Raw genomic sequence first — 26,448 nt, 5'->3', positions numbered from 1 at the left:
GGCGGTGGAGGTCGCGCGGCCGGGCGGCCGCGCCGGGCCTCACTCAGGCGGCAGCGGCCGGTTGAAGCGGCTGGACGGCCGCAGCAGGATCCAGGTGAACAGGCTGGACGCGGCCGCGGCCAGCCAGAACATGAAGAAGCCGATGCTGTAGCCCAGCACCCGGGTCAGCGGCAGACCGGGGAAGGTCATGTCGCGCAGCTCGATCGGGTCGATATGGGCGAAGAACACCATCGTGCAGACGCACGCGGTGAAGAAGCTCGGCCACAGGATCGCGCCCAGCCGCTGCGCCAGCGGGCGCGGCGGATGGTCGAAGCGTGGAGCGGTGTAGTCGGGCATGCGGCCTCCCTACTGCGTGTTCGTCGCGTCGGTGTCCTGCGGGTGCGACAGCGACCAGACGTAGGCGGCGACCAGGCGCGAACGGGTTTCGCCGAGCAGTTCGCGATGCGCCGGCATCACCCCGTGGCGGCCGTTGGATATGGTCTCGTACAGGCTGGCCTTGCTGCTGCCGTACATCCAGTAGTCGTCGGTCAGGTCGGGCGCGCCGAGTTCGATGTTGCCCTTGCCGTCGGGACCGTGGCAGGCCACGCAGACGCCGTCGAACAGCTTCTTGCCCTGCGCCGCCATGTAGTTGTTCTCCATCGACCCCGGGTCGGACAGGGTGCGCACGTAGGCGACCACGTAGTCGACCGCGTTGTCGCCCTTCATTCCGGTCAGCACCTTGCCCCATGGCGTCATCACGCCCTCGCGGCCGTCGAGCACGGTCTGCAGGATGCGGTCGGGGCTGCCGCCCCAGTGCCAGATGTCGTCGGTCAGGTTGGGGTAGCCGATCGCGCCCTGGGCGGAGGAGCCGTGGCAGGTCGCGCAGGTGTTGCTGAAGATCGAGCGGCCGAGTTCGACCGCGGCCGGGTCGCGGGCGATCGCGTCTACCGGCTGGCCGACGTAGGGACGGAAGGTCTCTTCCAGGCGCGCGTCGAAGGACTGCTTGTGCAGCTCATGCTCGTCCGCCGAGGTCCACTTCGAGACGCCGGCGAAGGCGCCCAGGCCCGGGTAGTAGATCAGGTAGCCGACCGAGAACACGATGGTCAGGTAGAACAGGTTGATCCACCACTTCGGCATCGGCTTGTTGTATTCGGTGAGGTCGCCGTCCCAGGTGTGACTGGTGTCGGTCGGCGCCGGGTCGCCGGGACGACGACGGCCGGTCCACCAGATCAGCCACACGCAGCCGAGGATGTTCAGCGCGATCAGTGCGATCACGAACCATGACCAGCCAGCGCTCATCGTTGCGTCTCCTCAGGTGCATCGGGGCTGGCGTCCTCCTCCAGCGGCAGGCGTGCGGCCGCGTCGAGCTCGGGCTTGAGCTTCGGGCTCCACAGCCGGATCCAGCCGCCGACGAACAGCGCCAGCAGTATTGCGGTGACGATGCCGGACACCATCTCACTGACCTCCGCGCGGCGCGTGCCGGCCCAGGCCCTGCAGGTAGGCCACCAGCGCATCGAGTTCGGTCTTGTCGGCCACCGCGTCGCGGGCGCCGGCGATGTCCTCGTCGGTGTACGGGTCGCCGATCGTGCGCAGCGCCTTCATCCTGTGCTCGACCACGGCGCCGTCGACCCTGTTCTTCTCCAGCCACGGGAACCCGGGCATGTTCGACTCCGGCACCACGTCGCGCGGATTGATCAGGTGCACGCGGTGCCAGTCGTCGGAGTAGCGGCCGCCGACCCGGGCCAGGTCCGGACCGGTGCGCTTGCTGCCCCACTGGAACGGGCGGTCGTAGACCGACTCGCCGGCCAGCGAGTAGTGGCCGTAGCGCTCGGTCTCGAAGCGCAGCGTGCGCACCATCTGCGAATGGCAGTTGTAGCAGCCCTCGCGGACGTAGATGTCGCGGCCGGCCAGCTCCAGCGCCGGGTAGGGCTTGACCCCCGGCAGCGGCTGCACCGCCTCGGCCTGGTACATCAGCGGGACGATCTCGGCGAGGCCGCCGAACGAAACCGCCACCGCGATCAGCACGGCCATCAGGCCGACGTTGGTCTCGACTTTCTCGTGGGAATGGCTCATGCGTCGGTCCTCAGGCAGTGGCCGCTTCGGCACGGTCCGGCGGCATCACCGGGACCGGCTCCAGTGCCGGCGCGCGCTGCCAGGTCTTGAACACGTTCCAGCCCATCAGCAGCATGCCGGTGACGACCAGCAGGCCCCCGGCCAGGCGGCCCAGGTAGTACGGATAGGTCGCGTTGAGCGCCTCGACGAAGCTGTAGGTGAGGGTGCCGTCGTCGTTGGTCGCGCGCCACATCAGACCCTGCATCACCCCGGCGATCCACATCGAGGCGATGTAGAACACCACGCCGATGGTGTGGATCCAGAAGTGCAGGTCGATCGCCTTGACCGAGTACATCTGCTTCTGGCCGAGCAGGCGCGGCAGCATCGAGTAGATCGCGCCGACGCTGATCATCGCCACCCAGCCCAGGGCGCCGCCGTGCACGTGGCCGATCGTCCAGTCGGTGTAGTGCGACAGCGAGTTGACCGTCTTGATCGACATCATCGGCCCCTCGAAGGTCGCGATCATGTAGAAGCTGACGGCGACGATCAGGAACTTCAGGATCGGATCGGTGCGCAGCTTATGCCAGGCCCCGGACAGGGTCATGATGCCGTTGATCGCGCCGCCCCAGCTCGGCGCCAGCAGCACCAGCGAGAACACCATGCCGACCGACTGCACCCAGTCCGGCAGCGCGGTGTAGTGCAGGTGGTGCGGGCCGGCCCACATGTAGATGGCGATCAGCGCCCAGAAGTGCACGATCGACAGCCGGTAGGAGTAGACCGGACGCTGCGCCTGCTTGGGCACGTAGTAGTACATCATCCCGAGGAAGCCGGCGGTCAGGAAGAAACCGACCGCGTTGTGGCCGTACCACCACTGCGCCATGGCATCGACCGCGCCGGTGTACAGCGAGTACGACTTGCCCATGCCGACCGGCAGCGCCAGGTTGTTGACGATGTGCAGCAGGGCGATGGTGATGATGAAGGCGCCGTAGAACCAGTTGGCGACGTAGATGTGCTTGACCCGGCGCTTGGCGATGGTGCCGAAGAACACCACCGCGTAGGCCACCCAGACCAGGGTGATCAGGATGTCGATCGGCCATTCCAGTTCGGCGTACTCCTTGCCCTGGGTCAGCCCCATCGGCAGGGTGATCGCGGCGGCGACGATCACCGCCTGCCAGCCCCAGAACACGAACGCGGCCAGCTTGTCGGAGAACAGCCGCACGTGGCAGGTGCGCTGGACCACGTGGAAGCTGGTCGCCATCAGCGCGCAGCCGCCGAACGCGAAGATCACCGCGTTGGTATGCAGCGGCCTCAGCCGTCCGTAGCTCAGCCACGGAATGTCGAAGTTGAGGGCCGGCCAGTACAGCTGGGCGGCGATGAACACGCCGACCGCCATGCCGACGATGCCCCAGATCACGGTCACCGCCGCGAACTGGCGCACGACCTTGTCGTTATAGGTTTCAACAGATGCTTGCATGTGCGGGCATTCCTACGCTCGGCCGTACCGGCGCATTCTATGAACGCGGTCGGATGGCGGGTTTGACCTGGATCAAGTCGCCGGGCGGGAGTGTGCTGGCCGCGCGGCATCCCCTTCGGTGTTGCGGCGCTACCGGGTCAGGGTAGCCGGCAGGGGTGTGAAGGCGGTTTGATGGCCGCGGCGCCGTGGGCGCGCGCCGGACCCCGAGCGGACCGGGGTTTCCCGGGCTCGATATCGGTAGGCATGTCGGTGTGGCGGGTGGGGAGTGCCGGCAGTCTATGGGGACCGTATCAGATCCGATAGAATCAGAGATTGTGCAAAAAACCGTATCAGTTGATCGCCCCGCCGGACGGTAAGCCCCCCATGACCCGCTATCGCGCCCTTGCCGACGAGCTCGCGCACTCGATCCGGACCGGCGTGTTCCATCCCGGCGAGCGGTTGCCGTCGGTGCGGCAGACCTGCGCCGCCCGCAGGCTGAGCCCGGCGACCGTGTTCCAGGCCTACTACCTGCTGGAGGAGCAGGGGCTGGTCGAATCGCGACCGCGCTCGGGCTACTACGTCGCCAGCCACCCGCCGGCGCGGCTGCCGGAGCCGGAGACGCCGTCGCGGCCGGATGGCGACTCGCGCACGCTCGATGTCAGCGCGCTGGTGTTCGAGGTGCAGCAGTCGGCGATGTACCGCGACCTGGTGCCGTTCGGCTCGGCCTTCCCCAGTCCGTTGCTGTTCCCGCTGCCCCGGCTCGGGCGCGCGCTGGCGGCCAGCGCGGTCGAGCTCGACCCATGGTGCACGGTCGACGACCTGACCCCCGGCCATGCCGGCCTGCGCCGGCAGATCAGCCAGCGCTACCTGGTCGACGGCATCGCGGTCGCCGCCGACGAGATCGTGATCACCAACGGCGCGCTGGAGGCGCTGAACCTGAGCATCGCCGCGGTGACCCGTCCCGGCGACGCGGTGCTGGTCGAGTCGCCGTGTTTCTATGCCGCCCTGCAGACGCTGGAGCGCAATGGCCTGCGTGCGGTGGAAGTGCCCACCCACCCGCGCGACGGGGTCGATCTGGATGCGCTGGAAACCGCGATCAAGCGCCACGCGCCGCGCGCGTGCTGGCTGATGCCGACCTTCCAGAACCCGTTGGGCGCGACCATGCCGGAGCCGGCCAAGCGCGCCCTGGTCGAGCTGCTGGCCGTGCACGACATCGCCCTGATCGAGGACGACGTCTATGCCGAGCTGCATTTCGGCCGCGAGCGGTCGTTGCCGGCCAAGGCCTTCGACCGCGACGGGCGGGTGATGCACTGCTCATCGTTCTCCAAGTGCCTGGCGCCGGGATACCGGATCGGCTGGGTCGCCGCCGGACGCCACCGCCAGGCGATCGCCCGGCTCAAACTCACCGGCACCCTCAACACCAACGTGCCCGCGCAGCTGGCGATCGCCCGCTACCTGGAGCGCGGCGGCTACGAGCGCCATCTGCGTCGCCTGCGCGCGGCGCTGGCCACGCAGCAGGCGCAGTACCTGGACGCGATCGCGCGCCACTTTCCCGAGGGAGTGCGGGTGACCCGGCCACAGGGCGGCTACTTCCTGTGGCTGGAACTGCCGCCGGGCAGCGACGCGCTGCGGCTGCACCGGCAGGCGCTGGAGCACGGCATCAGCCTCGCGCCGGGGCCGATCTTCTCGGCGCGGCGCGAGTTCGGCACCGGCCTGCGGCTGAACGTCGGCCACCCGCTCGATGAGCGTGCGGACGCCGCACTGCGGACCCTGGGCGCGCTGGTCGCGCGCGCTTAGCCCTGCGCGGACGGTTGCGGCGGCGGGCTGAGCTGCAGCAGGCGGGCGTCGTCGCCGTCCTCCAGCAGCCACAGGCTGCCGTCGGGCCCCTGCTCGACCTCGCGCATGCGGTGGCCCATGTCGAAGCGCTCGGCCTCGCGCGCGGACTCGCCGTCGAACTCGATCCGAACCAGCGACTGCGACGAAAGCCCGGTGATGAAGCCGTTGCCCTTCCAGGCGGGGAACAGGTCGCCGCTGTAGATCACGAAGCTGGACGGCGAGATCACCGGGGTCCAGCTGATCTTCGGAGCGATGAATTCCGGGCGGGTGTCGTGGTCGGGGATCGGGCGGCCGTCGTAATGGTCGCCATTGGAGACGATCGGATAGCCGTAGTTGCCGCCGCGCTCGACCCGGTTCAGCTCGTCTCCGCCCTTGGGGCCCATCTCGTGATTCCACAGCTGGCCGTTGCCGTCGAAGGCGATGCCCAGCACGTTGCGATGACCCAGCGACCACACCTGCGAGGCGACCTCGCCCTGGTCGGCGAAGGGATTGTCGTCCGGCACGCTGCCGTCGTCGTTGAGGCGGATGATCTTGCCGAGGTTGGAGGCCATGTCCTGGGCCGGGTCGAACTTCTGCCGCTCGCCGGAACTGATCCACAGGTGGCCGTCGGGTCCGAACGCGAGACGATGGCTGTAGTGGCCCTGGCCGGTCACCTTCGGCACCTGCCGCCAGATCACCCGCACGTCGGTCAGGCGCCCGCCGCCCTGGGCGTCGAGATTCAGCCGCGCGCGCGCGACCGCGGCGCCGCGGGTGTCGCCTTCGCCGGCCTCGGCGTAGCTGATGTAGACGCGCCGGTTGTTGGCGAAGTCCGGATGCAGGATCACGTCGCCGAGGCCGCCCTGGCCGCCGTAGTCGACCTCGGGCACGCCGCCGATCTCGCCGGTCTTGCCGGCGTCGGCGCCCTGCAGCACCAGCAGCTTGAGCTTGCCGCGCTTCTCGGTGACCAGCAGGCGGCCGTCGGGCAGGAAGGTCATCGCCCACGGCTCGTCGAAGCGGGCCACCTCGAGGCTGACGAAGGGGCCGGCCGCGTCGGCCTGCGCGGGCGTCGCCACCGGTTCGGTCGCATTGGTGCCCTGACTGTTGCAGGCGGTCAGCAGGGCGGCGAGGCAGGCGGCGGTCAGCAGGCGCTGGGTCATCGTGGGCTCCGGGTCGGGGAGAGGGCGGCGATAGGCAACGCGACCGATTCTCGCATTCATCGGCAGCGGCTTCATCCGCCCGCGGCGGGCCGGCGCGATACTGGCCGGACCGCACCAGGGCTGCAGGAGCCGCGATGGAACACATCGTCACCGTTGCCTGTCCGTACTGCGGCGAGCCGATCGACCTGCGGGTCGAGCCGCTGCCGGAACCGCAGGACTATGTCGAGGACTGCGCGGTCTGCTGCAGGCCGATCGAGGTGCGGGTGGACGCCGGCGACGATGGCGGCGGTCCACGGGTTCGGGTCCGCTCCGGCGACGCACTCTGAGCCGGCGCGCACGATCCGCGTTCGTAAAAGTTGTGTTCCGTTCAGCTCGTCTCGTTCAGCCACGCGCGCCGAAACCGGTTGCCGATCACGTGCGATCGCGTTCGTCGTCACGTCTGCGCGCATCGCTAGCGCGGTGCGCGGCGGCGCAGGTTAACCCTGCGTAATCGCGGCTTTTGCGCGGGGTTTTTCGTTCATCGGCGGCGGCGCAGGGTAGGGGCCGTACGGTCGATACCACACGACTACTACAAAGACCGTGCGCTGATCGGTTGCACAACATCCCCCAAGGAGGATTCCGACATGAGCAAGAACAACCGCAAGTCCCTCAGCATCGCCCTGGCCCTGACCGCCGCGATGGCGACTCCGTTCGCATTCGCGCAGGAAGCGGCGCCGCCCCAGCAGGCCGACCAGGCCGAGGCCGCGACCATGAACAGCGCGCAGCCGGCGAAGAAGAGCTGGGCGGACATCGATCTCAACCAGGACGGCGCGATCAGCAAGGACGAGGCCGCCTCGGTGCCTTCGCTGAGCCAGGTGTTCGATCTGGCCGACAGCGACGCCGACGGCAACCTCACCGCCGACGAGTACAAGAACTACGTGGCCAACGCCCAGGGCGGCACCGAGCCCGAGCCGGCCGGCGGCGAGCAGTAACGATGACGGATCCCGGTCCGGGGTCGCCCTTCCGGGGCCCCGGATCGCCCGGCCTGCATTGCGCCGGGGCTTTCTCCCACGCCCGTCCAGCCGATCCCCTGCGGTCTGCGACGGTCCCGAAGGGCGACCGAGGTCGCCCTTCTTCTGCTCCGGCTGACGCGTTCGGGCTTAGCCGTGCGCGGCGGTCGCGGTCATACTGTTGCGATGACCGCAATCCGCATGGTCGGCTTCGACGCCGACGACACACTCTGGCGCAGCGAGGACTACTTCCACGGCGCGCAACAGGAATTCGAGCGCATCGTCGCCCACTACGTCGATCTCGACGACGTCGGCGACCGTCTGTACGCGATCGAAAAGAACAACATCGCCCTGTTCGGCTATGGCGTGAAGGGCATGGCGCTGTCGATGGTCGAGGCCGCGGTGGAAATCACCGATGCCCGCATCAGCGCGCGCGACCTGCACCGCATCGTCGGCATCGCCAAGGAACTGCTGGCGCACCCGGTCGAGCTGTTGCCGGGCGTGCGCGAGGCGATCGAGGCGGTCGCCGCCGACTTCGAGATCGTGCTGATCACCAAGGGCGACCTGTTCCACCAGGAGCGGAAGGCACCCCCACGCAGGAGGCGTGCCAATACACTTAAGCGATTGATTTCTATGAGTTTGGCCTTGCGTGGGCGCCGAGGAAAGGGGCGTTCATGTAGTCCGATGGGGCCGGATGTAAGCCAAAATTGCCTCGGTTTTGCCACCGTTTCGGGGGCGGCATGATTCAGATCGTGGGGTTTGACGGGGACGACACCCTGTGGCGCAGCCAGGAGTTCTACGACCAGGCGCAGATCGATTTCGAGGCGATCATTGCCCGCTACATCGACCTGGACTCCGCGGGGCTGCGCGCGCAGCTCCTGGCCACCGAACGCGGCAACCTGGCCCAGTACGGCTATGGCGTGAAGGGCATGATCCTGTCCATGGTGGAAGCGGCCATTGATCTGACGGGTGGTCGGATCGAGGCCAAAGACATCCGCACGATCATGGACATGGGCAAGGACCTGCTGGTCCATCCCGTGGAGTTGCTGCCGGGGATTGCCGAAGCCGTCGAGCAGGTCGCCCAGCGCTACCGCGTTGTCCTGATCACCAAGGGAGATCTCTTTCATCAAGAGCGGAAGGTGGCGCTGTGCGGACTGACCGCGTTCCAGCGCATTGAGATCGTGTCCGAGAAGGACGTGGCCACCTACCGCCGGCTGCTGAAAGAGTTCGAGGTCCAGCCCGATGAGTTCGCCATGGTGGGCAACTCCCTGAAATCGGATATCGCCCCCGTCATCGAGTTGGGCGGATGGGGCGTGTACATGCCGTATCACGCCACCTGGGAGCACGAGGTCCTGCACGACTTCGACGGTGGTGGCCGTGTCGTGGAAGTGGACGGGGCGGGCGGGATCAGCGAGGCTCTGGACAGGATGATGTCGGGGGGCTGATGTCCGAACGAATGCTCGATCTGCTGGTGCGGCAATGGCCGGGCAAGACGCATTTGTCAGCCGAAGAGACGGCCAAGGTCCTCATGCAGCACCCCTACACGGTGCGCGAGCGGATGCGCAACGGCGAGCTTCCGGGGGCGGTGAAGCGCGACGGCACTTGGAAGATGCCACTTCCGGACCTGGCCGAGCATTTGGAGCCCACGCCCAAGGCGCCACAGATCCCGTCGCCTCCTGTCATCGTGGGCGGTGCCCGCCGCCGCAAGGCGGTTGTCATGAACTACCACCGCGACCGCTTCTGGGCACAGGTGGCCCGTGCCCTGGGCGAAGTTGAAACCGCCGACATGCTGGACCAGGCGGCACAGGACTTGTACGACAGCGAGGTTGGGGTCTATCTCCGCGAACGAGCGGAGCGTCGCCGCGCGCAGTTGGCGGCCGTCGTTGCTACTCGGGCAAACGACGTCGATACAGGGCCCCTCAAAGACCTGTAAGTCGCCTAGGGCCTTACTGTCCCCGGTACTCGTATTGAACCTTGACGCTGCTGCGGAAGGGTTTTTGCCAGTCTGCCAGATACTTCTGCTGCAAGGCCGGGAAGTCGTCAGGGAGGTACTTTCGGACGACGAGCCTGTAGGCATGCAGTGCCACTTGCGCCACGCCATCCTTCACGGAATGGGCGGCTTCCAAGTGGCGGATGGCTTTCAATGCCGCGACATCGCCCAGCACAGACCAATGCTGGGTGGGCGACTGGGCGTGCACAACCTGGCTGCCGCCCCCATACCAAAGGTCGTATGCGGGCCCTTCCTTCAATGCCTTGGCGAGCTGGCGAATGCTTCTGTGGCCCAGTAGCTCATACCAGTGGGGATCGAAGGCTTTGTTGCCACGCTTCTTCAGGTAGAGCGCATCGATGCTGGCAAGTCCGGGCTGGGCCAAGACGGACTGAATGTGGGCGACATGCTCAACGCCCGTGGTCTTTGCTTCCTCACTGAGCGTCTGGGTACTCATCCCGATGTGCGCGTAGTCGTGATTGAAGGAGCCTGGCGCCGTGGACGGGTCGAGCGCCCGCTGGAGGAACGCGAGCCTCCTTCGATATTCGCCCACCAGGTAAACCCGGGCCCTGTACTCGGTGTCCTCCTGCAGGATCAGTTCGAGGTAAAGCGTAGCCTCGAATGCCGAGCGAACCTGCGTCAGGGCTGTTGTCGAGTGCCCGTTTTCCAGCAGGACGAGGGCGGCGTCCAGCATTCCGACGATGTGCTTCAACAGGCCGGCACACACCACCAGTCGGGACGTATCGTCTTCCCCATCACCCAGCGCCTTGATGATGAGGTGCGTTCCGTAGTTCACCAAGTCGGCCAGAAACGCGAGGGGTTCGCCCAGAACAGCGCGAGCTTGCTCCTGGGAAGCGTTGCGGTCGAGAAGGAGCGGGTCAGCTGGTTCGTACATGCCTAGATCTCAATGGGGCTGTGGAGGCAATAGACCGCCTCGCACGGCCACCAGGGGAGGGCGCCTGATCGGCTGGGTGGAGGGATCTGGACGAGCATAGCGGCGGATGCTGGGGAGTCCGCGAATCACACAGTGAGACACGGAGAGAAGAGACTGCGCATGGGCATGGGCATGGGCATGGGCATGGGCATGGGCTGGGCTAATAGTGTTTACCTGAGCCGGCCAAGTGGGACGTTTCACGCGCGGCGGGCTTCTGTTTCACGGTGGTGGCGTGGGACAATCAAAATTGCCCTTTTTTGACCCTTCCGGGTCGCTCTACGAGCTGGAAATCACACTTGCATGAATGCTGTTGAGATCGAACAGGCACTATCAGACCTTGCCGCGCAAGCGTTCGACGGCGCGGAGTTCCCGTTCCAGTTTCTGGCCGCGTTCGGCAACAAGACAACCACCATCGCCCGCCTGCGCAAGGGCGAAAGCAACGCTTCCGATGTCCCGGGTGGTGTGCTGCAGCGCAACCATATCCACATCGCCGTGGCCGAGCCCGGTCAGGTGGGGCAGACCCTGACGGCCTTGAAGGCCAGCCCCAAGACCACCCAGGCCAAGGCGAAGTTTGTGCTGGCCACCGACGGCACCACGCTGGAAGCCGAGGAACTGGCTACGGGCGATGCGATCGCCTGCGAGTTCCCCCGGTTCCCCGACCACTTCGGCTTCTTTCTGCCGCTGGCGGGTATCTCCACGATCCGGGAGATCAAGGACAACCCCATCGACGTTCGGGCCACCGGTCGCCTGAACAAGTTGTACGTCGAGCTGCTGCGCGAGAACCCGGATTGGGCAACGGCCGCGCGTCGGCCGGACATGAACCACTTCATGGCACGCCTGATCTTCTGTTTCTTTGCAGAGGACACGGACATCTTCCCCGGCGCCACGATGTTCACGGCCACCGTGGATCAGATGAGCGAGCGCGACGGGGCCAACGTCCACGAGGTGTTGAGCACGATCTTCCGCGCCATGAACACCAAGACGGAAGACCGGGCGGCCGCGGGTATCCCGCGTTGGGCCATCGAGTTCCCCTACGTCAATGGTGGGCTGTTCTCCGGTAGCACCGACGTGCCCAAGTTCACCCGTACCGCCCGGTCTTACCTGTACCAAGCCGGGCAGCTGGACTGGAGGGAGATCAATCCCGACATCTTCGGGTCGATGATCCAGGCCGTAGCCGACGACGAAGAGCGTGGCGCGTTAGGCATGCACTACACCAGCGTGCCCAACATCTTGAAGGTGCTCAACCCCCTGTTCCTGGACGACCTGCGGGCTCAGCTGGAAGCGGCGGGCGAGAATAAGATCAAGCTGCTGAACCTGCGCAAGCGCATGGCCCGTATCCGCGTATTCGACCCAGCGTGCGGCAGCGGCAACTTCCTGGTCATCGCGTACAAGCAGATGCGCGAGATCGAAGCCGAGATCAACCGACGCCGTGGTGAAGCCAACTTGGCTTCGGAAATCCCGATCAACAACTTCCGCGGGATCGAGCTGCGCGACTTCCCAGCCGAGATTGCGCGTCTGGCCCTGATCATCGCCGAGTTCCAGTGCGATGTGCTGTACCGCGGCCAGAAGGAAGCGCTGAAAGACGTGCTGCCGCTGGATAGTCAGAACTGGATCACGTGCGGGAATGCCTTGCGCTTGGATTGGCTGGCCATCTGTCCGCCGACCGGTACGGGTGTGAAGCTGGTTGGCGACGACCTATTCAATACGCCGCTGGACCAATCGGAAATCGACTTCGAGAACGAGGGCGGGGAGACCTATATCTGTGGGAATCCCCCATATCTAGGGAGCAAAAAGCAGACCGACGAACAGAAATCCGACCTCGGTTCGCTATTAGAAAGGCGCATCAAAAACTGGAAGTCTTTGGATTATGTGGCTGGCTGGTTTGTGAAAGCTGCCGATTATGGAACAAAGACCAAGACGACCGCAGCATTTGTTTCAACGAACTCGATTTGTCAGGGCCAGCATGTTCCCATCCTGTGGCCAGAGATATTTGGCGTTGGTAGCCAGATCGTTTTTGCGCATACATCGTTCAAGTGGGCAAACCTCGCCAGCCACAATGCTGGGGTTACCGTGGTTATTGTTGGCATTTCGAGCACGGAGGGCGTCTCGCGCCGGCTCTATGCAATCACAGATGATGCGGTTGAGAAGAAGGTCGTTGCGAACATAAATGCCTATCTTGTACCGGGGCCGAACGTAGAGGTTCAGCAAGCCTCCAGTCCTATGCAGGGTTTGGATCCGATGCAGTTTGGGAACCATCCATATTATGGTGCGGCGCTGGTGCTGACGACTGACGAGGCGCGCGAGATAGTGCTTCAAGAGCCAGCGGCTCGTCGCTACATTCGGCCGTTTTACGGCTCAACTGAGTTTATTGATCAATCGCCGCGGGCTTGCCTCTGGATCTCCGATGATGAGGCAGAGGATGCAGCTGGTTTTGGGGCTATCGCTAAGCGTATTGAAGCAGTAAAGGTAGCGCGCACAGCGGCGGGCAATGGGGAAAGCAAGAGCAACAGGGCTGGGTCCAAGAAAAAGAAGGAAGATCTAAGCGCGAAGCGGTTGGCGCAAACACCATGGCGCTTCCGAGAGCAAGTGATGTCGAAGAATCAGACCATCATTGTTCCTCGGGTGAGTTCCGAAAACAGGCCTTATCTCCCGGTTGGATTGCTGGAGTCTCATTGCGTCGTTCAGGAGAAAGCGTTCGCAATGTATGACGCCCCGATTTGGAACGTCGCTCTGATTGCTTCACGGATGCATTGGGTGTGGATCGGAACGGTTTGCGTGCGGATGCGCACCGATTTTTCATACTCCAATACTTTGGGTTGGAATACGTTCCCGTTGCCAGAACTCACCGAACAAAACATGGCTGATCTGTCGGAGTGCGCTCAAGCCATCCTGGTGGCAAGAGAAGCGCATTTCCCGATGAATATTGCGGATCTGTATGACCCCGTGCGGCACAAGAAGGCGAACCCCGCTTTCATGCCGGAAGACCTTCGCCGGGCACACGAGAAGAACGATGAAGTGTTGGAGCGCATCTACATCGGACGGAAGTTCAAGAACGACACCGAACGGCTGGAAAAGCTGTTCGACCTGTACACCAAGATGACGGCAGGCCAGGCCAAGCCGAAGAAGGGGAAGCGTAAATGACATCGGAAGGCACCAAGGCAGTCCCGTCAGTCTCGATTGCCACAGCCCGTACTGGCGCGTCGAGCAAGGTCAACGCGCTGGGCATGCGTCCCATGCAGGAGCGCGCCTACGCCAAGCGGGGCGAGCAGTACCTGCTGATCAAGTCGCCGCCCGCGTCGGGCAAGTCGCGCGCCCTTATGTTCATTGCGCTGGACAAGCTCCACAATCAGGGACTCAAGCAAGCCATCATCGTGGTGCCCGAGAAGTCCATCGGTGGCAGCTTCGCCGACGAAGAGTTGACCAAGTTCGGCTTCTGGGCGGACTGGAAGGTCGAGCCGCAGTGGAACCTGTGCAATGCCCCCGGCGACGACGAAGTAAATGCCGACAAGAGCAAGGTGCGAGCCGTGGGCCGCTTCCTGGAAAGCGAGGACAAGGTGCTGGTCTGTACACATGCCACCTTCCGCTTTGCCGTGGAGGAATACGGCATTGCTGCGTTCAACGACCGACTGGTGGCAGTGGACGAGTTCCATCATGTCAGCAGCAACCCAGACAACGTGCTGGGTAGCCAGCTCACGCAACTGATTGCGGCAGGTTCCGTACACCTGGTGGCCATGACCGGTTCTTACTTCCGGGGCGATACGGTGGCCGTGTTGGCGCCGCAGGACGAAAATCGCTTCGAGACGGTGACGTACACCTACTACGAGCAGTTGAACGGCTACACGTACTTGAAGTCGCTGGAAATCGGCTACTTCTTCTATACGGGCCGCTACCTGGATGCGATCACCAAGGTGCTCGATCCAGCGCTGAAAACCATCGTCCACATCCCCAACGTCAACTCGCGCGAGAGCCTGCAGGACAAGTACAAGGAAGTCGAGGAAGTCATGGAGGCGCTGGGCACCTGGAAGGGTGTCGATCCGGCGACGGGGTTCCATCTGGTCGAGCGTTCCGACGGGTCGGTGTTGAAAGTGGCCGACCTGGTGGACGACAGCGACGCGACCAAGCGCGCCAAGGTGCTGAACTCGCTGAAAGACCCAGCGCAGAAGAACAACCGCGACCACGTAGACATCATCATCGCGTTGGGCATGGCCAAGGAAGGTTTCGACTGGATCTGGTGCGAACACGCCCTGACGATCGGCTACCGCAGCAGCCTGACCGAAATCGTCCAGATCATTGGTCGGGCCACCCGTGATGCCCCCGGCAAGGAGCGCTCGCGCTTCACCAACCTGATTGCCGAGCCGGCCGCAGGCGAAGCCGAAGTCGTGGCAGCCGTCAACGACACGCTGAAAGCCATTGCCGCAAGCCTGCTGATGGAGCAGGTACTGGCGCCCCGGTTCGAGTTCACGCCCAAGAACCAGGGCAAGCTCGAAGGCTTCGAGTATGAAGGCGGTTATGTCGAGGGTGGTTCCAATGTCGGCGTGAACGCCGCAACGGGCCAGGTCCACGTGGAGATTGGCGGGCTGACCATGCCCGAGACCCAGGAAGCCAAGCGGATCTGCAAGGAGGACTTGAACGAGGTCATCACCGCATTCGTCCAGGACAAGACGGCGATTGAGAACGGGTTGTTCAACGACAACACCCTGCCCGAAGAGCTGACGCAGGTGCAGATGGGCAAGATCGTGCGCGATCGCTACCCGGAGTTGAGCGAGGCAGATCAGGAAGCCATTCGCCAACATGCCATTGCTGCGCTCAACCTCACCCAGCAGGCCAAGCAGGCGTTGGCCAAGGCCGAAGAGGAAGGCACTGCAAGCGAGCAGCAGGGCAACACTGCCCTGATCGACGGGGTGCGCAAGTTCATCAATGTCCGCGACCTGGACATTGACCTGATCGACCGGATCAATCCGTTCGAGGCGGCCTACTCGGTGCTGGCCAAGGCCATGGACGAGAAGGTGCTGCGCCAAGTCCAAGCCAGCATCTCGGCCAAGCGCGTGAACATTCCGAAAGAAGAGGCGCGTGAACTGGCCAAGCGGGCGTTGGAGTTCAAGATCGAGAAGGGGCGGTTGCCCGACATCAATTCGCCAGACGCCTGGGAGAAGCGAATGGCCGAAGGCGTAGCGGCCTTTGCCAAGTATCGTGCTGAAGAGAAGGCCAAGGGGGCCCAGGCCAATGGCTGACATGGACGACGATGACCTGCTGGAAGCCTTGGGCGTCGAAGCAGCGCCCACCAAGGCCAGCACGCATACGGCGCAGCAGGAGCGGCTGATCGCTGGCTTTGAGGACATCCTGCGGTTCGTGGAAGCCCATGGTCGCGCGCCCCAGCACGGCGAGGACCGCGATATTTTTGAGCGGATTTATGCCGTGCGCCTGGATCGTCTGCGCGGTATCCCCGAGGCGCGCGATTTGCTGGCTCCCATGGACACGGCCGGGCTGCTGGACGGACAGGTGGCCGCAACCGTCAACCCGGACGAGCTGGACGAGGATGCCTTGCTGGCTGAGCTGGGGATCGATGCGCCGGCTGGGGAGGGCGACATCACCCAGTTGCGCCATGTGGCGTCCTTTGCCGAACGCAAGGCGGCAGAAGAGATCGCCAACCGCACGCGCTGCGAGGACTTCGAGAAGTTCCAGCCGCTTTTCGAGAGCGTGGAAAACGACCTCAAGGATGGAAGGCGAAGGACGTTGCGGTTCGGGCGTGACGCCAGCGTGCTGCAAGGCAACTTCTTCATCCTGGGCGGGCAGATGGCCTATGTCGCCGAGGTCGGCGAGCCCATCCGTGCCCCGAACGGGGAAGCCGATGCCCGCATGCGCGTCATCTACTCCAACGGCACGGAGAGCAACCTGCTGCAGCGCTCATTACAGCGGGCGCTATACAAGGACGAAACGGGACGGCGCATTACTGACGCGGACAACGGGCCGCTGTTCGGCGACACATTGGAGCCAGACGATATCGAAAGCGGGACCATCTACGTGCTGCAAAGCAGGTCGGATCATCCGTTCGTGGCCCAGCACCGCGAGCTGATCCACAAGATCGGTGTGACGGGCGGGAAGGTGGAAACACGCATTGCCGCGGCCAAGGACGATGCTACCTATCTACTGGCGGGCGTGGACATCGTGGCTACCTACAAGCTGGCCCATATCAATCGCACGAAGCTGGAAAACCTCTTCCACAAGATTTTTGCGCCCGCGCAGCTGGAACTGACTATTGAAGATCGGTTCGGCAGGCCGGTGAAGCCGCGCGAGTGGTTCCTGGTACCGTTGCAGGCAATTGACGAGGCTGTAAGCCGTATTCGGGATGGCTCTATCACGGACTACATCTACGATCCGAAATCGGCACAACTGAAAGCGCAGAAGTAGGCGCGACGAATAAAGGGGGGGGAATGAAAGCTCGAAGGTGGGGCGTCGAGTTGACCGAAGGGCCAGCAGCCCGGTCTGGTTATGAGAACTGTCCAGTGATCCGGACGGCAAGAACGAAGCGCGCAATCAACGCCGCAGTCGATGAAGGGTTCTTCCCGCTCATCAAAGCGGTGCAGCCGAGCCCTGATGTGCACTTCATGGTGGGAGTGGACCAAGACCCATTGACCGGCAAGATCGAACTTCTTGGTGACATACGCGGTTATGGCCAGAACATGGTCATGGAGTTCCGTGACTACTACCCGTATAACTTCCCCAATCCATTTGCGGCCTACCTGATCCCGGATGACCTTGTGCCGGGCGAAGCCGTGTGGCTAGAGGACTTGATTGAGGATATCGTCGCTGTGTGGGGCAATCAGGGATATCACCCTCGTTTGGCGTGCGCGCCAGCTATCTGGAACGGAGAGGATTTCGAGATCCTTTTTGACCCTGCCAAAGATGCAGATGAGTGGATTGGATAAGCCAGGCCATGAAGTTCAATCCAGAAACGAAGACGCTAATGACGCACGCTGGCAAGGTAATCAAGGCTTTGTCGTGCCATCTCAACGTGCGGCTGAATCAGCTGCAGGTAGAGTCTGATGGCCACAGACGCTGCGATATGTGCGATCACAGGGTCTTGGATACAGGGCTTCTGTCAGAAGCTCAGATAGTAGAGCAAGTCGCTGCAGATCCAGCCACATGTCTGATTGTTAGGCGAGGGCAGCGGAATATAGATATCGTCTGACTTGGCTTTTCTTCGGCCCATCGGGGGCAAAAAGCCAGGGCCTGAATTCTGGCGCGACCTACCAGTCAGGGAATGACATGAGCGAACCCAAGATTCCAGAGAGCATCGAGAAACGGCTCAGGCTCAGGACGCTGCGGCCTGACTTGGAGCCATTGGCCAGGGAGTTGGTGGAACTCGCGTGTGCTGGTAGCCGGGAACTGTGGGGCGAACTGGACTCCGACCGGCTCAAGACTGACGCGGACTTTCGGCGCAAGTTTTACGAGCTAGCCCACGAAGGGATGTTTTCCGCCCAAGAGAAGATGGCCTCCCGTATTTCCACTGGGGTGCCGCTGGATGTCTCCGAGCAGCTGTTGTTTCGGGCGATCGCTGACACCATCGCGTGGGGAATGCTGGGTGGCCAGTTGTGCTATGCCCGCCGGATCTACAAGTCCCAGAGGCAGCCGGATCTGACCCAGTCGAATTTCGAGTGTGTCCTTCGTGTGGCCCGGGAGCTTCGAGAGCAGGACCTTGGCTGCATGCCGCTCATCACCGATCTGACTTCCTTTGTCCAGGTGGGCGACATCATGAGCGTGTCGGCGGACCGGCGCACGTCGTACATCGAGGTCAAGGAAGGGCAACACAACAAGCACGTCATGGACCTTGCGATGTTCTACGAGGCCTCTGGATGCGAAACCTTCCGCGAGATCGTCGAGAAGACGGAGAGCCCGAAGACTGTCAAGCAGATGGGGCGTGTGCTGCGCCAGAAGGCGCGCATGACTCACTTGCGGGATCTCATGTCTACCGGCCAAGCGAAGGATCCAGACACTGGAGAGGTAGTGCGGATCCCGGAGCCCTTCTTTCCTATCAAGAACTGGGACGAGGCTCTAGCCAAACTCACTGAGACGGCCAAGGAAAAGCAGAGCTGGGCCTATGATGTGCAAGGCCCCATCTTCATGGGTGCCTACGCAGGCGAGTTGGCCACCAGCGGACATATGATGTTCCTCATGGCATTGAATCTTGAGGGGGATGTGGAGCAGGACTACCACATCATTCGACTGGCAGATTGCATGCACGTCCCCTTGGCGCCGCCGGTGTTCTCCATGGGCCTAGCCAACGAAATCATGATGGATCTGGTCTTTGGGCGCATGAACGTCTGCATCGCCGTTTCCATTCCGCGGCTGATCGAAGTGTGTGAAATGGCGGGGATGGATGTGCGCTACGCAACACGAAAAGAGCTTGGGCGAGCGAAGATCGACGGCGTTGAGCCGATCGTTCATCGGGGCAAGGGGCTAATGTTCTCACTCGCTGGGGAGGAAATGATGTTGCTGTCGGGTGTGATCTTCCGGGCCCTATTTCATGGTCAGCAGCCCGAATCGGTTCTGCGACATTATTTGGAGGGTAGCGAACTGTTGAGTTCGGGCTTGCCGGAGAACCTCCACCCGTGAGGGACCACAACCGCAATCCGCCGAAGAAGAAGCTCCCAGCCTTGATCAAGGTCAAGCTGGCAACTGTCGCCCTGTCGGCCGTGCTGGCCGACCGCATGACCGAAGAGGACGCTGGACGTCTCCTTCGCGAAGCTACCGGTGCCCAATGGTCATTGCTGACCTGCATGCAGTACCTGTCCGGCAAGGAGGCGCTGGCGGCGATAGCCGCATTACCCGAGGACTGGTCCGAGGACGGCATTACCAAGCAGGCGTTGGAGCAGGCCACCAAGGTGGCCGCGTTCGCTGTGGCCAATGCGCACCCGAAGGGCACGCCGCTGTGCGCCAGCGACCTGGCCAAGCAGTATCGCGGCAAGGGGACGATCCAGGAATGACGGGTTTGCAGGACGACGAGAAGGCGTTGTTCGAGCGCATGGTCAACGACGCCATGCGCGTGTTCGGGTATGGCCGCCCCAAGGCCGAGAAGCTGGTCAAGGGTGTGATCCCACGGATCCGACACCAGGCCCAGATCCACAAGGACCGCCAGAAGAAGGCGACCCGCAAGAATAAGGTCCACGGTAGCCAGAAGCGGAATGGGCCCATGACACGCAAGGAAATTGCCAAGCTGCCTCCGGTCGTTCCGCCACGTCCCCCGCCGCGCAATGCCAAGGAGCGCATGGAGCGCGCCTTGGGACCGGATGAAGGCGAGCGCAGGCGTCGCGGCGGCAGCCCTGTTGTCCAGGGTGGTAGCCCCGGGCTAGGGCGGCGGCGCTAGGTCCTACCCGCGGGTCCCATGGCAAGATGGCCCCAGGGACAAGGGGAGCGACGGATTGGGGTAGCGAATGATCGAGGGGATACTGGCTTGGCAGGTCATCATTTTCGTGTCGATTGCTCTGGGCGGTCGCAAGCGAGGCTGGATCGTCGGGTTCTGGGTGGTCTGGACCCTTCTGCAGGTGTTCGCTCTATGGCTGTCCGTTATACAGTTCGGCACGATCTGGCTTGCTTGGTCGATATTCGGCAGCAAGACTTCCGGTGCTGCTGTAGCTCCTCCACCGCCAAAGCTTGATCCTGCGGTCGAGGCCGAGCGGCTGGCCAAGCAAAAGCGTGAGGACGACGAGTTCAAGGAGGCACACAGACAGTGGAATAGCCAGCTGTCTGGGGCTCTGCCCGCTGGGCGATGGATCCCGAACGGAAGTGTACGAAGACTGCTAGCAAAGTACCCAGCACCTAAGCACGCTTGCAAGACCTGGAAGCAGGCCGTGGGCGACACCTCGCCCGAAGAGACGTTGCAGAAAAAGTTCGACAAGCGGAACGCCCGACACCTGGCGCTTCAGAAGATCGTGCGCAAGGAGTTCTTCGACACGGTAGAGAAGAACCCACTTACCGACGAGCAGATCCATGCCTGCGTGTGCATGGACGACGCGGTCATGGTCGTGGCCGCCGCAGGCTCTGGCAAAACGTCCACGATGGTGGCCAAGACCGGCTATGTGCTGCACGAAGGCCTGGCCACGCCCGAGCAGATCCTCTTGTTGGCGTTCAACCGTGCCACCGCCGACGAAGTGGGACAGCGGATTGCCGAGCAGTTAAAAGGCGTGCCCGGGGTCGAGAAGGTCAGGTCCGGTACCTTCCACGCCTTCGGCATTGATGTGATCGGCAAGGCCACTGGCAAGAAGCCGTCACTTGCCCCGTGGGTGGACCCCAGCAATCCCGGAGCCGACGTGCGGGAGGTCGGCGAGATCATCCGAATGCTGTCCGAGCAGGACAAGACATTCAAGCGCGATTGGGACCTGTTCCGGACGGTGTATGCCCGCGACGTTGGCAGGTGGGACCAGCCCGACGAGCCCGAAGCCTACGCCAACGGCGTGCGGGGCTTTCGCACGGCCCGAGGGGAGGTGGTCAAGAGCAAGGAAGAACGCACGATCGCCGACTGGCTGTTCTACAACGGCGTGAACTACGACTACGAGCGCCCCTACGAGCACGAGACGGCCGACCACCAGCACCGGCAATACTTCCCCGACTTCTACTATCCCGACGCCAAGCTCTACCACGAGCATTTCGCGCTGAACGAAAAGGGCCAGGCACCCAAACACTTCCAAGACTACCTCTCAGGCGTGAGATGGAAGCGCGCCCTACACGTCGAAAAGGGAACGGCACTGTTCGAGACCACATCGCATGGTCTGCTGACCGGCGAGGCCATCCCGGCCTTGGAGCAAGTGCTGATTGAGCGGGGCGTGCAGCCCACCTTCGACCCGAGCAAGGAAGTCACAGGTCTGCCACCCGTCCACGAACAAGACCTGGCCCGGTCATTCCGGGTGTTTCAGCAGCACGTCAAGAACAATGGCCTGACCCACCAGGACCTGCTGACCGCGCTCACCGTCCAGTCCAAAGACGGGTTCGGCGCACGCCTGCGCATGTACCTGTCCATCTATGAGCGGATTGCTGGGGAGTGGGAGCGGAGGCTGCAGCGGGGCAACTTCATCGACTTCGAGGACATGCTGATCCTGGCCGCTGGGCACGTGGAGTCCGGAGCCTACAAGAGCCCATATACCCTCATTCTGGCCGACGAGTTCCAGGATAGTTCCCGGGCCCGTATCCGGCTGTTGAAGGCCCTGGCGGCACAATCCGACCCGCCCGCTCACTTGTGCGTGGTGGGTGACGACTGGCAGGGCATCAACCGCTATGCAGGCTCGGACATCACGGTGATGACGGAGTTCGAGAAGACCTTCGACCACGCCACGCGGCTGTCGCTCAGCACCACGTTCCGGTGCCCGCAGGACCTATGCGATGTGTCCAGCCAGTTCGTCCAAGCCAACCCGGCGCAGATCAAAAAGAAGGTCAAGACAACCAATCCGCTGACCAAGACGCCCATGCTGGCTTATGGCTTCGCGGACCAGGACAGCATTGCCGGCTACGTCGAGAAGCAACTGGCCCATATGCACGAGCTGGCGGCCAACGGAAAGCTGACGCCGGCTAAGGGGCCGCACATCACCGTCATGCTCCTGGGGCGCTACCGCGATGACAAGCCCACCGCGTTGGAGTCCTGGCAACGCAGGTTCGGCGACACGTTGAAGATCGAGTTCCGCACCGCCCACGGCTCCAAGGGCTTGGAGGCCGAGTACGTGTTCGTCCTCAATGTTGTCGAAGGCACCCGCGGCTTCCCCAGCCAAATCCAGGACGACCCTGCCCTGCAGCTGGCCATGCCAGCGCCAGATCCTTTCCCGTTTGCCGAGGAGCGCCGCCTGTTCTATGTGGCCATGACCCGCGCCCGCAAGCAGGTTCGGCTCTACACAACGCTGGGCCAGCCCTCGCGGTTTCTGGTGGAGCTGGCCAAGAAGGAACACATCAAGATCGAGCCTATCGATGGCGAGGCCCTGGAACCTTGCCCTGAGTGCGGCCGTGGGGTCTTGCAGCTGCGGTCAGGCCCTTACGGCGACTTCCACGGGTGCAGCCGCTTTCCCGCGTGTACCTTCAAGCGCAAGGTGGACCAAGTTACGGCCACAACAGCCCAGCCCAGGCCGCGGGCCCAAAAGCTACCGACCAGCACCAAGGCGGGTGATCAATGTCCTGCATGTAAGCGGGGTGTCATTCAGTCGAGGAACGGTCGACATGGTCCATTCTTGGGCTGTTCTCGCTTTCAGGAAGGCTGCAAAGCGAGTAGGAACCTGTCAGCTACGTTAGGCCAAGCAGCGAAGGAAACCCGCTGACCTTCCAGATTGGCCATCCGTCCACAAGGAACATATTCGTTGAAAGTCGCGCTCGAACACTATTCCCTCGCAGAACTCACACAGCTCATCAAGGCTGCGGAACGTAGACTGAAGGAACTGGCCAAGCGCCGCCCAGTCGCACAGGTCCGCCGTGAGCTCGCTCTGTTGGCGGCCAAGAATGGCTATACGATCGAACAGGTGCTGGATACTCCCACAGCAGAGAAGGCCATCGCAAAGCGAAGGAAGCGCAAGCCAGGCAAGGTTGCGCCCAAGTATCGCGACCCGGGCAACCCACGGAACACTTGGTCAGGCCGTGGCAGCCAGCCGCGATGGCTGGCCGAAAAGGTCAAGCGTGGGCACAGCCCGGCAGATTGTTTGATCCCAGGCCTGGCAAAGCCAACGGCCAAGCAAGTAAAGCCAGGTGGGCAACGCACGCTCTACAAGGCAAACGCCGGCTAGCGTTAGTACACGACCATCACGCGCGCGGTGTCTTCCGCAACTCGGGCGGGGGCGGAACCATCATTGACCAGAATAGGGGCAAGATCCTGTTCAACGCGATAGGGGGCGGACGCATTGCACCGAACCGAACGCTCCTGGATGGCGCAGCGGTCCTCAATCGTGATGGAAATCGTGAACTTTCCGGTGCCCAAGGCGGCAGCCAGAAGAAGCCCCATCACATCGCCCTCCGTGGTTCAGGTAGATCGCTCGCGCATCCCTGAGGCCTTGCCTGTTGAGCGATTGAGGAAAGCGCGTTCCGGCGCGCTTCGCACACAACATCGATCATCGACATGCGGCCTTCGTGGTCCTTGGCGAACGGGTCAGCACCGTGGTCCAGCAACAGCTGGGCAATGGCGCTGTCTTGTTCGTGGTTCGCCTTGGCAACCCTTCTTTCATTCTCTTGCGAAGGACCGCCCAGCGCGTTCAGATCGTCCAGACGGATTAAAGTGAAGATACGAAAGAGAGGGGTTCGGCCATACTTGTCTCTTGCGTTCAAGTCTGCGCCTGCGTCCAGTAGTACACGTGCTTGTTCAACGGTACGTGCTACATGCAATGCGGTGATGCATTCGGTGTCCTCATTCAGTCCGCGATAATTTGGGTCCACGCCGGACTTCACCAAGTGAGCGGTCACAGCAGCGTTCGGACTGAGAATAATGTTGGCCGGGTAGCATGGGTCACGATCAAACTTGTAGCGGTCATGGCGGACCAGCCAGTGGTTGATTGTTGGAATGTGGTCCCAGAACCAGGTCCGAAGTTCAAACGCACCCATCGGGGGGCGACACAGAGTGCAAACATACAGAGCTACTATGGAGCCTGTGGCCGCACCGACAAGCAGTGAAATAAGCAAAGCGGTCAAACCTGTGATGCCAAGCAGACCCAATACAATGTGGACTAACAGACAAGAGCTCAAACTCGAGCTGGCGAACAGTTTCTGTTCAACGTCAAAGGTTTGTTCTTCCGTTTTGTTCTGAGACATGGCCGCGGTAGGACTGGGGAAGGTGTTCCCAGCATGGATCGAAAGCCAATTTCGGCAACCCCTGAGCCTGCGACGCCACACGCAATCTCATGAACCTATCGATTAAAAGCGTTAGTTCGGGCCATCGACCCGTCCATGCGACTTGTCGGTCGCGGTTCCACCCCGTGGGTACATTCTTGGGTCGCTCCTGCTTCCGGAAAGGTCGTCGGGCAACAGGCAGCAGCAATCGTCAGGTGGTACCGCCCGCACCCGCTCCGGCGCTTGCACCCGTCGCGAGTTCAGCCAGGTCGTCAGGAATGTACTTCGAGTGCGCGCGTTTTAGGTAAGCAAGCTCACTATCGGAGTCAGCCTGATAGTCGAGTTGCCGACTGAAAAAGTTTAGGCGCGCCCGCGCGTCGTTCAGGATTTCAGACCACGTCTTAGCCCAAACCGTGATGCTTGAATCGTCGCTTTGGAAGACGACACCCTCAGGCCTATCCTTTTGTCGGCACTTGAGCTTGGCGTACTCGTCCATCTCATTGGAGACCACCATAAACGTCCATTTGGTCCGCTTCTGGTCGAAACGTGAGTCCTTGGCTACGGCAAACGCGTAGCTCTCAATCTGAGAAAGCACTTCTGAGTTGATTTTTTGCTTGGGGCGCTTCAACTCAACTACCAGGTATTCGTGGCTGCCTTGGGTTGGTTGGATGGAACGTGCCAGCATCAAGTCGATCCGCCCGCCCTTGTCGTCTTCGCGCAGGACCGGGTCGTTCGATTCGTCGGCGTCGTCCTCGCGCTTGCCGAGCTTGCCGATATGGATGGCAAGAGCGTCCTCCAGCGTTCTCTCGGATCCCGCCAGATTGAAGTCCTCCTTGAAGATCCAAGATTCAACTTCCAGGGCCTTGTGTAGTTGGTCCCGCTCCAAGAGCTTCTTCTTACTCTCCTTGTTGAACAGCAAATCGCTCAGAGCTTCAACGAAGTTCAAGCGATCTGCCACGATCCTGGCCGACGTGATGATCTTGGACAAGGTCGTCTTTTGAAGAAGGGTCGCCAAGTCGTCCTGCTCATCCTTCCTCAGGTTGAGCACTTCGTCCATGATCGTGCGAACCGAATCCGGGTTCTCGCGAATGGCCTGGGACAGTAGCCGGAACGTGAACTTCTTGGACTTGGAGGGAGCCTCATCGAAAGAGGGTAGATAGTCCTCGACATTCACTGCGAGTATATCGAAGACCTGGCGCTCGATCTGTTCGGAGGCGTTGACCTCGGCCTTGTCCTCGTAGGGATAAATCTTCTCGTCTTTCCAGCGCTGGATCGTTTCGCTACGGTGCTGGAGGATGCGACGCCGGAAATGCTCGCGCACCTTGATCTTGACGGCGCCAAGGATGTCAGCCACATCTTGGTTGAGGTCGGACAGGACGAGGGCTCCCTCCTTGTCCAAGTCGCGGAAATGGTCCGACTTCACGTACACCGTGAAGTTGTACCCCGGCGCCTTGATCTGGGGTCCGATCGTGACCTCATGGAGGGAAACGCCCGCCTTGTCGCAAAGCTCGAACACGCGGTCTGTCTGGACCGACCATTCGACGATCGTGACAGACACTGGAACGCGCTTCCCGCTTTGGAGTTCGACTTCGCCTAGGTGGAAATCTTCCTTGTAGTTCTGGACGGAAGCCGGATCGATCTTCTCCCCGTTGTAGTACAGCGTCAGACCCGGGCTTTCCGTCAGGTAGGCAGCGAACTGCTTGGTGATTTCCAGCGCTGCCCTGTCGCTCGTCAGCGACGGAAAATTGGAGTCAAGGTTCTCGATGACGACCTCGGTACCGAGGATCGTGGTCTCAGCATCCGTTGGTTGCGAGGCGCTGAATCCTGTCAGTTGGCTTGCGCGGCCAGTAATCGTGTAGGCCTTGAATGCCTTTCCATCAAGGTAAGTGGTCCGCCACTCGACACTCTCACCCAGGGCAAAGGCACGGAAACGACCCTTGCCGTTTTTACCGTGGAGCGTCCGACCCTTGTAGCGGTGGGATTTCGCCTTCCACGAGTCGCCCAAGCCGCCGAACAACGCATCGACCTTGCCTCGGTCTATGCCGTCGCCATCATCTGACACCCGAATGGCGTGGAGTCCATTGAGTTCGTTCGGTTCCAGAATGACCTTGACGTGCTGTGCGCCTGCGTCAAAACCGTTCCAGATCAGCTCCGAGACTGCCGTGATCGGGCTGACGTTGGATGCCAGCGACTTCAAGAAGTCGGGCTTGGCCTCGATCTTGATGTCCGTGGATTGATTGTCGGCCATACCGTAGAGCGCTCCCCAAGTGGTAGTTCGCCGTCCTGGCCCGGACAAG

Annotated in this window: 24 protein-coding genes and 1 pseudogene; 15 read left to right on the top strand and 10 right to left on the bottom strand. The window is 62.4% G+C overall.

From position 1 onward, the window contains the following. Positions 1–39 precede the first annotated feature (39 nt). The 5 genes from FKV24_RS00955 to ccoN are packed head-to-tail and all read right to left on the bottom strand — an operon-like array spanning position 40 to position 3,505. Positions 40–336: a hypothetical protein gene (locus tag FKV24_RS00955; RefSeq protein ID WP_111265460.1), complete on the bottom strand. Its 297-nt coding sequence runs from the start codon at positions 334–336 to the stop codon at positions 40–42. A gap of 9 nt (positions 337–345) precedes the next feature. Continuing rightward, the gene (ccoP, locus tag FKV24_RS00950; RefSeq protein WP_141480854.1) at positions 346–1,278 is read right to left on the bottom strand and encodes a cytochrome-c oxidase, cbb3-type subunit III; all 933 of its coding nucleotides are present in this window, start codon (positions 1,276–1,278) and stop codon (positions 346–348) included. Beyond that, entirely contained in the window at positions 1,275–1,433 is a 159-nt protein-coding gene (locus tag FKV24_RS00945; protein WP_141480853.1) for a cbb3-type cytochrome oxidase subunit 3, read from the bottom strand. Before FKV24_RS00945 ends, ccoP begins: the two co-directional genes overlap by 4 nt. A gap of 1 nt (position 1,434) precedes the next feature. Continuing rightward, positions 1,435–2,052, bottom strand: coding sequence for a cytochrome-c oxidase, cbb3-type subunit II (gene ccoO / locus FKV24_RS00940; RefSeq protein WP_111265463.1), 618 nt, complete (start codon positions 2,050–2,052; stop codon positions 1,435–1,437). A 10-nt stretch (positions 2,053–2,062) separates the two neighbouring features. Continuing rightward, on the bottom strand, positions 2,063–3,505 hold the full coding sequence (gene ccoN, locus FKV24_RS00935) for a cytochrome-c oxidase, cbb3-type subunit I (RefSeq protein ID WP_111265464.1): 1,443 nt from the start codon (positions 3,503–3,505) through the stop codon (positions 2,063–2,065). 363 nt (positions 3,506–3,868) lie between these two features. Between ccoN and FKV24_RS00930 the strand changes: the two genes are divergently transcribed. After that, positions 3,869–5,281, top strand: a complete 1,413-nt coding sequence (locus tag FKV24_RS00930) for an aminotransferase-like domain-containing protein (protein ID WP_141480852.1) — start codon at positions 3,869–3,871, stop codon at positions 5,279–5,281. On the opposite strand, the gene FKV24_RS00925 is transcribed toward FKV24_RS00930, so the two are convergent. After that, entirely contained in the window at positions 5,278–6,456 is a 1,179-nt protein-coding gene (locus FKV24_RS00925) for a PQQ-dependent sugar dehydrogenase (protein WP_111265466.1), read from the bottom strand. The genes FKV24_RS00930 and FKV24_RS00925 overlap by 4 nt on opposite strands. A 134-nt stretch (positions 6,457–6,590) precedes the next feature. On the opposite strand from FKV24_RS00925, the gene FKV24_RS00920 reads away from it, so the two are divergent. The 5 genes and pseudogenes from FKV24_RS00920 to FKV24_RS00900 all read left to right on the top strand — a co-directional run bounded on the left by FKV24_RS00920 (position 6,591) and on the right by FKV24_RS00900 (position 9,378). Continuing rightward, positions 6,591–6,782, top strand: coding sequence for a CPXCG motif-containing cysteine-rich protein (locus tag FKV24_RS00920; RefSeq protein ID WP_111265467.1), 192 nt, complete (start codon positions 6,591–6,593; stop codon positions 6,780–6,782). A 297-nt stretch (positions 6,783–7,079) separates the two neighbouring features. Next, on the top strand, positions 7,080–7,427 hold the full coding sequence (locus FKV24_RS00915) for an EF-hand domain-containing protein (RefSeq protein ID WP_141480851.1): 348 nt from the start codon (positions 7,080–7,082) through the stop codon (positions 7,425–7,427). A 204-nt stretch (positions 7,428–7,631) separates the two neighbouring features. Then, positions 7,632–8,030 (top strand): annotated as a pseudogene (locus FKV24_RS00910) (HAD family hydrolase); the annotation flags it as partial. Between the two features lie 155 nt (positions 8,031–8,185). After that, on the top strand, positions 8,186–8,890 hold the full coding sequence (locus FKV24_RS00905; RefSeq protein ID WP_141480849.1) for an HAD family hydrolase: 705 nt from the start codon (positions 8,186–8,188) through the stop codon (positions 8,888–8,890). Between the two features lie 11 nt (positions 8,891–8,901). Next, a complete protein-coding gene (locus FKV24_RS00900; RefSeq protein WP_141480848.1) occupies positions 8,902–9,378 on the top strand; it encodes a helix-turn-helix domain-containing protein in 477 nt (158 codons plus the stop codon). Positions 9,379–9,391: 13 nt separating this feature from the next. Here FKV24_RS00900 and FKV24_RS00895 read toward each other — a convergent pair whose 3' ends face one another. Further along, positions 9,392–10,327 (bottom strand): DUF5677 domain-containing protein, encoded by a 936-nt coding sequence (locus FKV24_RS00895; protein WP_141480847.1) that lies wholly within the window; start codon positions 10,325–10,327, stop codon positions 9,392–9,394. A gap of 339 nt (positions 10,328–10,666) precedes the next feature. Between FKV24_RS00895 and FKV24_RS00890 the strand changes: the two genes are divergently transcribed. The 9 genes from FKV24_RS00890 to FKV24_RS00850 all read left to right on the top strand — a co-directional run bounded on the left by FKV24_RS00890 (position 10,667) and on the right by FKV24_RS00850 (position 23,118). Further along, a complete protein-coding gene (locus FKV24_RS00890) occupies positions 10,667–13,507 on the top strand; it encodes a class I SAM-dependent DNA methyltransferase (RefSeq protein WP_141480846.1) in 2,841 nt (946 codons plus the stop codon). Next, complete coding sequence (locus tag FKV24_RS00885; RefSeq protein WP_141480845.1) at positions 13,504–15,597, top strand: DEAD/DEAH box helicase; 2,094 nt, start codon at positions 13,504–13,506, stop codon at positions 15,595–15,597. Before FKV24_RS00890 ends, FKV24_RS00885 begins: the two co-directional genes overlap by 4 nt. Then, positions 15,590–16,774 carry a GIY-YIG nuclease family protein gene (locus FKV24_RS00880; protein ID WP_141480844.1) on the top strand — a complete coding sequence of 395 codons (1,185 nt, stop codon included), beginning with the start codon at positions 15,590–15,592 and terminating at the stop codon, positions 16,772–16,774. The genes FKV24_RS00885 and FKV24_RS00880 overlap by 8 nt, the downstream gene beginning before the upstream one ends. Before the next feature lie 23 nt (positions 16,775–16,797). Continuing rightward, the gene (locus FKV24_RS00875) at positions 16,798–17,292 is read left to right on the top strand and encodes a hypothetical protein (protein WP_141480843.1); all 495 of its coding nucleotides are present in this window, start codon (positions 16,798–16,800) and stop codon (positions 17,290–17,292) included. 340 nt (positions 17,293–17,632) lie between these two features. Then, complete coding sequence (locus FKV24_RS00870; RefSeq protein WP_141480842.1) at positions 17,633–18,979, top strand: hypothetical protein; 1,347 nt, start codon at positions 17,633–17,635, stop codon at positions 18,977–18,979. A 41-nt stretch (positions 18,980–19,020) separates the two neighbouring features. After that, complete coding sequence (locus FKV24_RS00865) at positions 19,021–19,350, top strand: hypothetical protein (RefSeq protein WP_141480841.1); 330 nt, start codon at positions 19,021–19,023, stop codon at positions 19,348–19,350. Further along, entirely contained in the window at positions 19,347–19,730 is a 384-nt protein-coding gene (locus FKV24_RS00860; protein WP_141480840.1) for a hypothetical protein, read from the top strand. Before FKV24_RS00865 ends, FKV24_RS00860 begins: the two co-directional genes overlap by 4 nt. Positions 19,731–19,797: 67 nt before the next feature. Continuing rightward, positions 19,798–22,659, top strand: coding sequence for a UvrD-helicase domain-containing protein (locus FKV24_RS00855; protein WP_141480839.1), 2,862 nt, complete (start codon positions 19,798–19,800; stop codon positions 22,657–22,659). 39 nt (positions 22,660–22,698) lie between these two features. Further along, positions 22,699–23,118 carry an H-NS histone family protein gene (locus tag FKV24_RS00850; protein ID WP_141480838.1) on the top strand — a complete coding sequence of 140 codons (420 nt, stop codon included), beginning with the start codon at positions 22,699–22,701 and terminating at the stop codon, positions 23,116–23,118. Positions 23,119–23,120: 2 nt separating this feature from the next. On the opposite strand, the gene FKV24_RS00845 is transcribed toward FKV24_RS00850, so the two are convergent. From FKV24_RS00845 to FKV24_RS00835, 3 genes are all read right to left on the bottom strand, one after another. Beyond that, a complete protein-coding gene (locus FKV24_RS00845) occupies positions 23,121–23,333 on the bottom strand; it encodes a hypothetical protein (RefSeq protein ID WP_141480837.1) in 213 nt (70 codons plus the stop codon). Then, positions 23,333–24,133, bottom strand: a complete 801-nt coding sequence (locus FKV24_RS00840) for an ankyrin repeat domain-containing protein (protein WP_141480836.1) — start codon at positions 24,131–24,133, stop codon at positions 23,333–23,335. Before FKV24_RS00840 ends, FKV24_RS00845 begins: the two co-directional genes overlap by 1 nt. A gap of 229 nt (positions 24,134–24,362) precedes the next feature. Beyond that, a complete protein-coding gene (locus FKV24_RS00835) occupies positions 24,363–26,399 on the bottom strand; it encodes an ATP-binding protein (RefSeq protein ID WP_170288160.1) in 2,037 nt (678 codons plus the stop codon). Between the last annotated feature and the right edge of the window lie 49 nt (positions 26,400–26,448).

It is taken from the genome of Marilutibacter maris (assembly GCF_006546735.2).
Taxonomy (GTDB): Bacteria; Pseudomonadota; Gammaproteobacteria; order Xanthomonadales; family Xanthomonadaceae; genus Marilutibacter; species Marilutibacter maris.
This window is presented reverse-complemented; position numbering and strand designations above follow the sequence as displayed.